Source organism: Micromonospora sp. NPDC053740 (assembly GCF_040677775.1).
Lineage (GTDB): Bacteria > Actinomycetota > Actinomycetes > Mycobacteriales > Micromonosporaceae > Micromonospora > Micromonospora alfalfae.
This window is the reverse complement of the sequence record NZ_JBFASO010000007.1, coordinates 66,174-78,973: the sequence shown is the minus strand read 5'-3', so window position 1 is coordinate 78,973 and position 12,800 is coordinate 66,174. Positions and strand designations below refer to the sequence as shown.

Below are 12,800 nucleotides of genomic sequence, written 5' to 3'. Positions count from 1 at the left end.
GGGCCGCCACAGCATCGCCGTCAAGACGAGACGGTTCGTCTCGTCGGCTGTTATTCTTCTGCCCATGACGCCCAACACGGCCCGCCGGAGAGAGACCTCCCGACGCGCCATCCTCACCGCGGCCTTCGACCTGCTTCAGGAAACGGGGTACGCGAAGCTCAGCATCGAGGGCATCGCCGCGCGGGCCGGCGTCGGCAAACAGACCATCTACCGCTGGTGGCCGTCGAAGGGCGCTGTCATCTTCGACGCCTTCCTCATGCTCAGCGAGGCCACCGAGGGTGGTCCGCCGACGCTGCCGGACACCGGCGACCTGGCGGCGGACCTGACAGTGGTGCTGCACGCGACTGTCGAGGAGATGAACGACCCCCGGTACGAGCAACCGATGCGCGCGCTGGCCACCGAGATCGCGCTCGACCCCGTGCTGGCAGCGGCGTATGCCGAACGGTTGGACGGGCCGTTGAAGGAGGCGAAGCGGCAGCGCCTGCGCAGCGCCCAGCGGGCAGGCCAGATCGCCGAGGACGTCGACCTCGCCGTGGCGGTGGACATGATCTGGGGGCCGATACTCAACCGGTGGCTGCACCGCAGCGGCCCGCTCACCGCCGAGTACGCCGACCTCGTCGTCGCCACCGCCCTCAACGGACTGCGCCCCCGCCGGTCCGGCGAGTGACTAGCCCTGCCGACCCTGACGCGCCGTGCAGATCACGTAGCCCTTGGGGTCGCGCCACGGCCCCGCCTCGGCGGTGAACCAGGCGCGCACCTTCGCGCCGATGGCTCGCGTCAACTCCGGGCGCAGGGCCGAGTCGGGCTCGACGCCGTAGAACGACAGTTGGGCCGCCGCGAACGCGATGACCGGCTCCGGACTGTCGAAGACGAGGGCGTTGTCGAATCGGTGTACGGCGACCGCGCCGAAGGTCAACTCGATCATCTCGGGCAGATTGTCGCTGTTGACCCGCGAGTTGGGCACGACCGGGATGTCGATCCCCGCCGACGTGACCAGCTCGGCGACGAGCGCGCACACCCGAGGTGTCGTGCCGGGGCTGTTCACCACGGCCGCGAAGACTCCGTCCGACCTGAGCACCCGCCGGCACTCGGCCAACGCCCGCCGCACATCCGGAACGTGGTAGAGCATGTGGCGCGCTGTGACGACGTCGAAGGCCGCCGCGCCATACGGCAGGTTCATCGCGTTGCCGAGTTGCGCCGACACGCCTGCGGCGTCAGAGAGCGCGTGTACGGCCGCCGGTGAGGTGTCCAGCCCCACGAGCCGGCCGCGATGGCCCCGCTCCGCGAGATTGCGGAGAAAGGCGCCGGTGCCGCAGCCGACATCGAGCAGATCCGCGTCCCTGGACAGCGACACCGCCTGCCGGACCGTACGTTCGACGTCGTCCGGGACTTCGCTGTAGCGCTGATGTGTCTGGATCCGCGTGGTCAGCGGCTCCAGTGAGAGGTACTCCTGCACATCGGAGATGGAGTGCTTCACCTCGTGCCCCTTTCCTCGGTGGTGACCTGGTTCGACTTCTCAGGACATGCCCGCGTGGCGGAGTGGAAGCGGAGGTCGCGGCCGGCGCCAGGCAACGTGGGCCAGGATGGCAGCGGCGGTCAGAGGCACCACCGCGATGACGATGACGAACCTAGTCGCCGCCACCGGCGCTCTCAACGGACTGCGGCCACGCCGATCCGGCGAGTGACGATCGGTGGGACGGCTTTGCGCTGCCACAGCACGGTGCGGCAACATCAGGCGCCGTGACGGCACCAGGCACGGCCCCCGACAACGACATCCCGGCCGGCGACAACGGCACACCTCGGTCGGGTCGGCGGGTCAGGCACTGGGTGGCCGGCGCCGGGGTCACCGCCCTGGCCGCCGTCCTGGGCATCACCCTCGCCGTCCGGGGTGGCGCCGCCCCGGCCTGCGCCGCGCCGCCGACGGGCAACGCCGTCCACAAGGGAAAGGCCAGCTTCTACGACGCGGGCCGCTCGGGCGGCAACTGCTCCTTCCCCGGCCCGCCGGCGGACCGGCTCTACGTGGCTGTCGGCGCATCTCAGTACTCCGGATCGGCGGCCTGCGGCAGTTACCTGGAGGTGAGCGGCCCGAAGGGCAAGGTCCGGGTCATGGTGATGGACCAGTGCGGCGGCTGCGGACCCAGCAAGATCGACCTCTCCACCGAGGCGTTCACCAAAATCGCCGACCGGTCGCAGGGCATCGCGTCAGTGACGTACCGGGCGGTGGTGAACCCACCGCTCGACGGAGGGCTCACCTTCCGCATGAAGGGCGGCGCCTCGAAATACTGGTTCGCGGTGCAGGTCGGCAACCACGGCAACCCACTCCGCTCGGTCGAGGCGCAGGGGGCCGGCGGCGGCTTCCGCAAGGCCGCCCGGCAGAGCGACAACCACTGGACCATCGAGGGCGGGATCGGCCCCGGGCCGTACAGCATCAGGGTCACCGACGTGTACGGACGCCAGGCGACAGCCACCGGCATCCGCCTGGTCACCAAGCAGGTGCAACGCAGCACGGCCACCCTCGCCAGCGCCTCCCCCACGCCCAGCGGCTCACCCTCGGCCCCGCCGAGCCCCACCATCGCGCCCGCACCGACGCCGACGGAGTCGGCCGCACCGACGGCGACAGTCGAAGCGCTCGCGGGTGCCGCCGCTCCGCTCGACCGCCCCCGCTGCTGACCGAGCCGCAGCGGCGACAGGCAGTGACCGTCGGCGACCACCGGGCACAATGCCCGAGTGGATGGCTGGATCGAAGACCTGTGGTTGGTCGCGATCGTCGAAGACGTACCCGACGACGAGGTCAGACGTTGGTGGAACAGCACGGAGACTGAGTTCTTGGACGTCCGCGTGGAGTCCGCACCCGGGTTTCGGCTGGGGACGATCCTGACCACGGTTGACGAGCCACAACTCGGCAGCCCCACCCGTCGGGTCTTCGACCTGATGTTCCTACGCGGCACCTGCCCGGAGGGCTTCCACCCCGACGCCGCGGCACCCTATGTCTTGCCGCTGCTCGACGCTGACCTGCGGTCGGCGTTGCTCGCGGCGTTCTCCCCGCAAGCCGACGATCACCCACTGATGGAGGCTGCCCCGCTCAGTGGACTGACCGGATTTCTCGACGCGCACGAGGGCACGCGGTTGACGACACATTCGCGAACCGAGGCAGTACGCGTGTCACTCCCATCAGGCCCAGTTGAGACGCTGGCTCAGGAGCGAGCGTTGGCTGATTAGCCCCCACCAACCAGACGACCAGCAAGGGGCCCAACCCGACAACCAGCCGAACCTGTCCCCGGGTACGTGTCAACGACGGTGAACGACACCGCAGCGTCGCCCCCGTTTCGGACCCGACACATGCCGTCCGGGGGGAGGCTGACGTCGGCCGCGTAGCGCGCCAGGCAGAGTGAATCTGGGTTGCGTCAGGACCCGTAGCGACCGAGCATCGCCGGGTGGATGCCGTGGTGCAGTGGGTTCGTACCTCGTGGACGAAGCGTTCGCGCGGCGGCGCCGAGGCGACCCGGCGTAACGCCGTACCGGTGTCGTTCGTCCTGCCGGAACGGGCGGCGCCGTTCGTTCAAGAGATCAAGATGTCGGAGGCCGTGGGGTTCGAGCCGCGCGAGGAACTGACACGCCCGCCGTACCGGAGCGACGTGCGCCTCCAACTGGTAGCTGGTCAACTCCAGGTTGAACTGATCGCCGCGGCCTGGGGCGCGCCGCGCCGTCACCGCCGGTCGCCCTCGGTACGACTCGCCCGCGGCGAATGGCTGCGCTGGCACATCAACTACCGCTTCGCCGGGATGAACGGCGGTGCCACGTTCTACCGGTTGGACACCCTCAACCTGGCACATGGCGCAGTCCCGGCCAACACCTTCCTCGGGGAACCGTCTCGGTTCATCGACGAACGCGCGCACATCTGGTAGCTGCCGCCGCCGTGCCCCGTCGTACCATCCGGCGATGATCTCGGAGAGCTTCGATGCGCGTGGTGGGCTGACCTACCGCGCACTCGACGAGCTGGGCTGGGACGCCGAACAGCCCGAGCCCTGGTCCCCGTACGTCTGAGCCGCTGGCAGTACGGGAAAGAGAGAAGCGACACCCTCGGAGGCCCGTTGACATGCGTTTCGAGCGAGTGACAGCGTTGTCATCGACTCATTTCCTCCATTTGAGACGAGGAGCGCATCTTGCTCTATCGGAACTCACCGCGCCGCAGCGCGACAGCAGTCGCCGCAGTCGGCATTCTCATCACGGGACTGGCGCTCGCTCCGTCCGCGCCGGCCCAGGCCAGCCACCACCGGGCGCAAGACGGAGCCGTACGGTCGGGTGACGCACGTTTCGAGGTGCTGTCCCCGACACTGATCCGCACCGAGTACCAGAAGGACGGCAGGTTCACCGACGCCGCCACGTTCAACGCCATCGGGCGCGACGATTTCCCCCGTACGCGTTTCACCAAGCACGTCGACCACGGCTGGCTCACCATCGACACCGGCGCGATGACATTGCGGTACCGGGTCGGCTCGGGTGCGTTCACCGCCGACAACCTCACCGTGCGGCTCACTGCCGGCAAGCAGACGGTTCAGGGCCAACCCTGGGCCGGTCACACCGCCCCGGCCTGCGCGTTCGGCGCGCTCTGCGAGGCCGAATCGCTGCAGTTGAACGGCCCTGGCGTGGCCACCGACCACCAGGGATTCACCGGACGCGGCTTCGCGGCCGGCTTCGCCTCGTCCGGCGACTCGGTCACGTTCGCGCTCGACGCTCCGGAGGGCGGCACGAAGCAGCTCGCCGTCCGCTACGCCAACAGCACCGGCGGCGACGGCCAGAACGTGGACCGCACCCTGACGATTCAGGTCGACGGCGACGCCGGCCACACGCTGACACTGCCGCCCACCGCTAACTGGGACACCTGGGGCCTGGCCAGCGCGCCGGTCGACCTCACCGCCGGCCGGCACGAGATCAGCATCGTGCGGGGTCCCAACGACTCCGGCAACGTGAACGTCGACAGTCTCGCGGTGGTCAACCCGGGTGACTCGTTCCCGGCGCCGACCCCGCCCCAACCGCAGCCTCTGCGGTTCGGCACGCTGGGAGAGGCCGAGACCGGCGCGCTGACCGGCGGCGCGAGGCCCGCGAACGACCACAACGGCGCATCCGGTACGGGATTCCTGGCCGGCCTGGAGAGCACCAGCTCAGCCGACACGCTGACAGTGACGGATGTTCCGTCCGCCGGTGACTACCAGGTGCAGATCCGCTACGCCAACGGCCGGGCCGGCGCCCAGCCGAGCCAGACGCGCACCATGTCGGTCACGGCGGGAACGGCGGCGCCGGTCACGGCGACCCTTCCGCCGACCAGCGGATGGGACTACTGGAACACCGTTTCCGTCCCGGTCCACCTCAACCGAGGCACCAACACAGTGGTCCTGGGCTGCCCCACGGACGCCAGTTGCAACGTCAACGTCGACACTGTCGCCGTCACGAGCAAGAGCTCCCCGCTGCTCGCCCCGCACGCGCCGCTCGGCGGCTACCGCCGGGGCCTGGACGGCGTGACCGGTTCCGCCCTCACCGCTCCGGGCCTGCTCTACCAGGACGGCTGGTACCTGCTCGACGACTCGGCCTCGGCCCTGAGCACCACCAAGCCGCGGCCCGCCGCCGAGCAGGACGGCTACGTCTTCGCGTACGGGCAGGACTTCACCCGCGCTCTGAAGGACCTGTCGACCCTGACCGGGCCCACGAAACTGCTGCCCAAGTGGGCGTACGGGGTGTGGTACTCCGAGTACTACGACCGCACCGCCACCGAGTTCCAGAACCTGGTGACCCGGGCCAAAACCGAGGGCGTGCCGCTGGACGTGTTGGTCCTCGACACCGACGTCAAGGCGCCGGACAAGTGGAACGGCTGGAGCATCGACCCCACCCGCATCCCCGACCCGAAGGCGTTCTTCGACTGGGCGAAGAAGCAGGGCCTGCACACCGGCATCAACATCCACCCCAGCATCCTCGGCTCGGACCCGAAGTTCGCGCAGGCGCAGGCCACCGCGAAGGGCAAGCTCCAGCGCGTCGGCTGCAACGGCGGTCCCGACTGCTACGCCTTCGACTTCGGCGACCCGGACCAGCTCAAGGCATACATGCAGCTGCACGACGGAATGATCCCGAAGGGCAGCAAGGGCCCGGACCTGTGGTGGCTCGACTGGTGCTGCGACAACACGAAGTCGTCGCTCGCCGGCGTGACCGGGGACGCCTGGATCAACAAGCAGTACGCCGACAAGACCGGCTTCGCGTTCTCCCGGGCGTACGGCTCCTTGCAGGCCGGCGGATACAGCAGCCCGACCCCGGTGTCCACCGGACCGTGGGCCGACAAGCGCACCACGTTGCACTTCACCGGCGACACCACCTCCGACTGGTCGACACTGCAGATGGAGGTCGGCTACACGCCGGGCGAGTCGGCGGCGACCGGGCTGGCCGCTGTCAGCCACGACATCGGCGGGCACACCGGCGGCCTCCAGGAGCCGGGCACCGAACCGGGCAGCACCAAGCTGCCCGACGACCTCTACGCCCGGTGGGTGCAGTTCGGCACGTTCCAGCCCATCGACAGGCTGCACTCCAACCACAGCGACCGGCTGCCCTGGCAGTACGGCCCGGAGGCGAACGCGTCGGCCAAGAAGTTCCTGAACCTGCGCAAGGAACTGCAGCCGTACACCTACGCCGCCGCCAAGGAGGCCACTCGCACGGGTACGCCCATCGTCCGCTCGATGTACCTCGCGTACCCGAATGAGCAGGCCGCGTACGCCACCGCCGGTTCCCAGTACCTCTACGGCCCGGACTACCTGGTGGCCCCGGTGACGACGCCAGGCACCACCGCGACCACGTCGGTGTGGTTCCCGCCGGGCAACACCTGGACCGACATCTTCACCGGGAAGACATACCGGGGCGGCACCACGCAGAACATCACCACCACCCTGGACACCATGCCGGCGTTCAAGAAGCACTAGAGCCCGTTTGCGGGGATCCAGACACCGGCCGGGTGGGGCAACCCACCCGGCCGGTTCGTATCTGACGCGGTTAGAACAGACACCTTGCTGGAGTGTTGAGCCGCCTTACATTTCCCTGGCGGGCTGCGCGGGAGGCGGTGGTGTCAGCCGAAGAGGGCGGCGGAGATGTCGGCGTAGAAGAGGGCCGGGTCGCGGGAAAGCGAAGCCTTGACCTTGGCGGTGGGGCTGTCGGCGATCACTTCGAGCTTGCCCGCTTCCAGGCCGTCCAACGCCATGGCGACCACCTCGTGGGGTGGCAGTTTAGGGATGTCGTAGGCGGCCATCATGTCGGTGTCGGCTATCGCCAGGGCCAGCGCGGTGACCTGGGTTTTCTGGTCGGCAAGCTCAAGTCTGATGCCGTTGGTGAGAGACCATTCCGCGGCTTTGGAAGCGGCGTAGCCATTGCTGGCAGGGGCGAAGGTGTACCAGCTCAGCGCTGAGATGACGTTGAGAATGGCACCCCCGCCAAGCCGGGGAGCGAAGGCGCGGACGACGTTCAGGGTGCCCCAGAAGTTGGTGTCGAACTCTCGGCGGATGTTCTCCGTGGAGGGGCCGAGCAGGGGCGCGTCTGTCGAGATGCCAGCGTTGTTGATGAGGATGTCGAGTTCGCCCACCTCGGCCGCCGCGGCCTCGATGGACGTCGGGTCGGTGATGTCCAGTTGGAGAGGGACGACGCCGGGGATGTCGATGCGATCGGGGCGGCGGGCGGTGGCGTAGACGGTGGTGGCACCGCGGGCGACGAGCGCCTCGGCAAAGGCCTTGCCGAGCCCACGGTTGGCACCTGTTACGAGGGCTTTCGTACCGTTGATCTGCATGCCCCCCACGCTAGAACCTCACGTTAACGTCAGAGGCAAATGTTTGCGAGGCGGGTCACTGTGCGGATCGGGGACGCGGCAACCGAGGCACTAGTTACCGACGCCGAGGCTCGACATGAACGCCGCCGGGTAACGGTCACCGCGCGCGGCACCCTTCGGCACGGCCGCCTCGATCTCTTCGAGATCATCGGCCGACAGCTTCACGTCCAGCGCCGGCAACGCCTCGGCCAGCCGCTGCCGGGTACGCGCACCGACCAGCGGAACGATGGACAGGTCCTGCGCCGCCACCCACGCGATCGCCAACTGCGCCACCGTGCACCCCTTCGCGTCGGCGACCCGGCGCAACGCCTCCACCAGGGCGAGGTTGTGCGACGCGTTCTCGGCGGAGAAGCGGGGACTGTGGTTACGCGGATCGTCCGCCCGCCCCGGCACCCAGTTCCCCGAGAGCAGGCCACGGCCCAGCACCCCGTACGCGGTCAGCCCGATGCCCAGCTCCCGCAGCGTGGGCAGCACGTCGGCCTCGACCGCCCGCGACAGCAGCGAATACTCAATCTGAAGATCAGCGATCGGATGTACGGCGTGCGCCCGCCGGACGGTCTCCGCGTCAACCTCGGAGAGCCCCACGTACCGCACGTAACCGGCGTCGATCATCTCCTTGATCGCGCCGATCGTGTCCTCGATCGGCACCGACCGGTCGAGCCGGGCCGGCCGGTAGATGTCCACGTGGTCGACGCCGAGCCGGGTCAGCGAGTAGCTCAGGAAGTTCCGCACCGAAGCCGGACGGGAGTCCTGACCGGCGAACCGCATGCCCGGCCCCACCTGCTGCCCGAACTTCACACTCAGCAGATAGCTGTCCCGGTCGCGTCCCCGCAACGCCTCTGACAGCAGCAGCTCGTTGTGCCCCATGCCATAGAAGTCACCGGTGTCGACCAGCGTGACCCCCGCGTCCAGCGCGGCCCGCACGGTGGCGATGCTCTCCTCGCGATCGGCCGGGCCGTAGGTGCCCGACATGCTCATCGCCCCCAACCCCACCGCGGAAACCTTGGGGCCCTTGTCGCCCAGAGTGCGTGTCTGCATCGAAACTCTCCCTCATCGGTCGATCTCGGCTCCACCCTGCGCCGCTTTCCGGTCCGCCGGCAGTGGAGCGCTTATCGTGGGAGCGCCGCTCCCTGGCTCGGTGCCCAGTCCCGGGGCAGCATGGAGGCATGCAGCGTGAGCAGCTCGCCGACTTCCTGCGGCGCCGACGCGAGGCCATCCGCCCCGCCGAGGTCGGCATCGCCGACGGCCCCCGCCGCCGCACCGCCGGCCTGCGCCGCGAGGAGGTCGCCATGCTCGCCGGCATGTCCGTCGACTACGTCATCCGACTTGAGCAGGGCCGCAGCAGCCAGCCGTCAACCCAGTTGCTCGGTGCCCTGGCCCGGGCCCTGCGGCTGACCGACGACGAGCGAAGCCACCTGTTCCACCTGGCCGGCCACCAGCCGCCGCCCGCCGACGGCATGGCCCGCCTGGCCCGGGCCGGCCTCGTCCGCCTGCTCGACCTGGTGGGCGACACCCCCGCCATGGTCCTGTCCGACCTCGGCGAGGTCCTGGCGCAGAACCGCATGTCGATCCTGCTCACCGGCGACCACACCGGGCTGACCGGCGACCGCCGCTACGTCGCCTACCGCTACTTCACCGACCCGGTCATCCGCGACCTCCACGGCCCCGACGAATGGCAACGGCACGCCCGCCAACAGGTCGCCGACCTGCGCGCGGTGGCCGGCCGGCGGCCCGGCGACCCGGCCGTGACCGGCCTGATCGAACGGTTGCGGGCTGCGAGCGACGACTTCCGGCGGCTGTGGGCCGAGCACGAGGTGGCAGTGCGCCGGGCCGACCGCAAGACGTTCATGCACCCGCGCGTGGGCCGCATCACGATGGACTGCGAAACCCTGGTCACCCCCGACCTCGGCCAGCAGCTGCTGGTGCTGACCCCGGCCGATGCCGAGGCCCGGGAGAAGCTTGAGCTGCTGCGCGTGCTGGGAGTCGAGGAGTTCCCGGCCGGTGTGCCTCACTGACCCCTTGTCGCAAACTGCCACCGAGCTACGCGGCCATGCGCTAGTGCCTAGCCATAAATCCGGGTGCACGGCGTCCCAGGCGGCACGGCGGGCGACGGACGACTCGACCTGCACACCGGAGGGCGTCAGGGCGACTCGGCGTCCGTCAGCGGGCAGTCGATGGCGCGCCTGATGCGGGTCTCACACGGGACAGCGGACCTCAGTCGTCAAACTCGAAGCCGTTCGCCTCGGCCGCCGTGACCAGCACGACACCGGCCCGTTGGGTGCGAGCCCAGAGCTCGACGACGGGATTCCTAACACGGAGCAGGCACCCGCCATCCGCTTTGAGGTAGAAGACCCCTTGGGTAGCGCTATGCCGCAAGGGAGCTTTTCGAGCATTTCGGCGAGCGCGACTTGTCAGCACGACCTGGCCCGCCATCGTGGCTCGAATCATCGGCAGCCCGAGGACGCGGAGCACGGCAATGGGGTCAGACTGTGCTGCCCCTTCGCTAGCCTCTAGGCAGGAATGGGATGCCGTCCCTGCTAGGAGCGATGGACCATCCTCGCCTCGAAGGTTGCATCTCTACGAACCCCCAATTAGGCTGCCAGCCTAGCCAGGCTGCGGAGGGCCTTGTGGACGGGTTCGATGTTGGTCGACTCACAGACTTCGATTTTGAACTGGTCTGCCGAGACTTATTCGAGGACCTTCTCGAAGTCCGGATTGAGATCTTCGCTCAAGGGCGTGACGGGGGCGTAGATCTCAGGCACATCGGCCCCTTGAACGACAGTCAGATCATCATTCAATGCAAGCATTGGTTTAACTCTTCGCGTGCCAAGCTAGTGCAACACATGAAGAGCAAAGAAGCGTTGAAAATTCGGCGACTCAAGCCTCAGCGCTACATACTCGCAACTTCAGTCAGCCTGACGGTAGGGGCGAAGCACGAACTCGCTGAGGCGCTTAAACCGTACCTGGTCGAGTGCGATATTTATGGCCTTGACGAAATTGTTGCTTTACTCAAGGCTAGGCCGGAAATTGTGAAGCGGCATATCCGCCTCTGGCTTGCCAGTACCTCAATCCTGCAAAGCCTCCTCGCGAGTGATGTGTTGACCCGGTCACGAGATCTCATCGAGTCTTTGCCGGAGACGCTGCTCAAATTCTCGCCGAATCCCAGCCTTGACAGAGCGCGCCAAATTCTGGAAGAGCACAAGGCATGCATGATTGTTGGAAACCCTGGGATCGGGAAGTCGACTCTAGCCCGGGTGCTTTGCTCGAACTATGTGGCTGCAGGTTATCAGCTCTACGAAATTTCGGCCGACATTGACGAAGCCAACAAGGTGTGGAGCGACTCTGCTCCTCAAGTATTCTATTATGACGACTTCCTGGGGCAAACCACCTTGGAGGGAAAGCTCCCCAAGAACGAAGACAGACGCCTCGTGTCTCTACTGCGCCGGGTCAATAAGCTGACCAACAAACGCGTCATCATGACGACTCGTGAATACATACTTGAGCAAGCGCGACGCACCTATGAGCAGCTTGCTAGGGAAGACTTCGATCCGATGCAGTGTGTTCTTGATCTGAGCGACTACAAAGAGCGAGTCCGGGCAGGCATTCTCTACAACCATGTCTACTTTTCAAATGTTTCGTCAGCCGTAAAAGCTAGCTTCGCCACACCCGCTGCATACCGACCAATCATTGAACACCGCAGCTTCAACCCTCGAACAATCGAGGATACCCTTCGGAACATATCGCGCGAGACTTACTTTTCTCCGCAAGATGCACCAATCATGCTGCTGAACAACCTTAACGACCCCGATCGAGTGTGGGGGCCTATATATTATGACCAACTCGACGCTCCCGCCAGAGACCTCATGGAGGCATTGTTTCTCCTTCGCAGGGAAGTTCGCTACCTCGACCTATTCGGCGCCTGGGCAAGCCTGCGCGCCACCCGGGAATCGGATGCCAGCCAACGCACATTCCAGCAAGCGGTGCGCCTGCTGCGCGGGACGATGATCATTACCATTGGACAGCAATATCCGACGACTTTTCAAAATCCGTCTGTTGCGGACTTTATGCGCCACCATCTCAGCAACAACCCCGCTAAGGTATTGGAAATAATCGAAAGCGCCACCCACTTCGAGCAGCTAGAGAAACTGTGGGAGCTGGCGTCCAAGCACCCAGATCGACTCCTTTTAAGCACTCTCCAGAGCAACTGCGACAAGTTCGCGCAGTCACTTACCTGGACTCTCTTCCTGCCTGAGCAGCAGGTCCCGGCCGACCGGTACCGCTGCGACTTGACGCATAGAGTGAGCGTATGTCTTCAAATAGCGAACGAGTTGGAACTCCGCGGACTCGCCGAATACGTAGCAGATGTTATCGGCGATGGCGACTTTATCGAAGCCGCAGCAAGTTTGGCAGACGCCGTCGAAGTAATCTCTCAATGCCGCGCGTCGCAATTCAGCGAGCTGCAGAGGTTGGCACCCCCTCTTGCGACCGAAACTGTCGAGGCGATAATGCTCGACTTGACCGAGTGGCGTCGCACGGACTTAGCCGTCGAACTTCTAGAGCGTTTGGGTGACCTAGCCCCGCCAGAAGCGCTCGAAGAGGCCGCAGGCGCACGCCACACGATTGCACAGAGCGTTATCCGCGAGTTCCTGGAAAGCGGCATGGGAGCAACACCTGCGGAGGGTCCAGATGTGTTTTATGAAGTCCTTGACTACGCTCACTCGCATGAAGAGTCGGTCTCAACACAGCTAGACGAAGTTCACGAGTCTCTTATGTTGACGGAAATGCTATCTGAGCAAGAGCTGTCGGGGCAATTGTCCCCAGAATACATAGAGGTAGATGAGGTCAGCATCGGCGACATGTTCGCTCTGCTAGCCGAACAGATTACCGAATAGGTCTTTCATTGCTCAAGCACCGCGCTCCGCGCGGTGCGGCCGCAAGGCCGGCGGTG

The 12,800-nt window shown here is 66.5% G+C and carries 10 protein-coding genes; 7 read left to right on the top strand and 3 right to left on the bottom strand.

The window, feature by feature from the left end; translation table 11 throughout:
* The first annotated feature begins 64 nt into the window (after positions 1-64).
* Entirely contained in the window at positions 65-667 is a 603-nt protein-coding gene (locus tag AB0K35_RS19465; protein WP_363886654.1) for a TetR/AcrR family transcriptional regulator, read from the top strand.
* Here AB0K35_RS19465 and AB0K35_RS19460 read toward each other — a convergent pair whose 3' ends face one another.
* On the bottom strand, positions 668-1,477 hold the full coding sequence (locus AB0K35_RS19460; protein ID WP_363886651.1) for a class I SAM-dependent methyltransferase: 810 nt from the start codon (positions 1,475-1,477) through the stop codon (positions 668-670).
* A 263-nt stretch (positions 1,478-1,740) separates the two neighbouring features.
* On the opposite strand from AB0K35_RS19460, the gene AB0K35_RS19455 reads away from it, so the two are divergent.
* The 4 genes from AB0K35_RS19455 (at position 1,741) to AB0K35_RS19440 (ending at position 6,959) form a co-directional block, all read left to right on the top strand.
* Positions 1,741-2,670, top strand: coding sequence for an expansin EXLX1 family cellulose-binding protein (locus AB0K35_RS19455; RefSeq protein WP_363886648.1), 930 nt, complete (start codon positions 1,741-1,743; stop codon positions 2,668-2,670).
* 57 nt (positions 2,671-2,727) lie between these two features.
* Positions 2,728-3,219 (top strand): hypothetical protein, encoded by a 492-nt coding sequence (locus AB0K35_RS19450; protein ID WP_363886646.1) that lies wholly within the window; start codon positions 2,728-2,730, stop codon positions 3,217-3,219.
* 215 nt (positions 3,220-3,434) lie between these two features.
* Positions 3,435-3,905: a hypothetical protein gene (locus tag AB0K35_RS19445; protein WP_238671446.1), complete on the top strand. Its 471-nt coding sequence runs from the start codon at positions 3,435-3,437 to the stop codon at positions 3,903-3,905.
* A gap of 414 nt (positions 3,906-4,319) precedes the next feature.
* Entirely contained in the window at positions 4,320-6,959 is a 2,640-nt protein-coding gene (locus tag AB0K35_RS19440) for a TIM-barrel domain-containing protein (protein WP_363886643.1), read from the top strand.
* 143 nt (positions 6,960-7,102) lie between these two features.
* Here AB0K35_RS19440 and AB0K35_RS19435 read toward each other — a convergent pair whose 3' ends face one another.
* Both AB0K35_RS19435 and AB0K35_RS19430 read right to left on the bottom strand, forming a co-directional pair.
* Positions 7,103-7,813 carry an SDR family oxidoreductase gene (locus tag AB0K35_RS19435; RefSeq protein ID WP_238671451.1) on the bottom strand — a complete coding sequence of 237 codons (711 nt, stop codon included), beginning with the start codon at positions 7,811-7,813 and terminating at the stop codon, positions 7,103-7,105.
* Between the two features lie 90 nt (positions 7,814-7,903).
* Entirely contained in the window at positions 7,904-8,890 is a 987-nt protein-coding gene (locus AB0K35_RS19430) for an aldo/keto reductase (RefSeq protein WP_363886640.1), read from the bottom strand.
* Between the two features lie 128 nt (positions 8,891-9,018).
* Between AB0K35_RS19430 and AB0K35_RS19425 the strand changes: the two genes are divergently transcribed.
* On the top strand, positions 9,019-9,867 hold the full coding sequence (locus tag AB0K35_RS19425; RefSeq protein WP_363886638.1) for a helix-turn-helix transcriptional regulator: 849 nt from the start codon (positions 9,019-9,021) through the stop codon (positions 9,865-9,867).
* Between the two features lie 612 nt (positions 9,868-10,479).
* Positions 10,480-12,744, top strand: a complete 2,265-nt coding sequence (locus AB0K35_RS19420) for a restriction endonuclease (protein WP_238671454.1) — start codon at positions 10,480-10,482, stop codon at positions 12,742-12,744.
* Positions 12,745-12,800 lie beyond the last annotated feature (56 nt).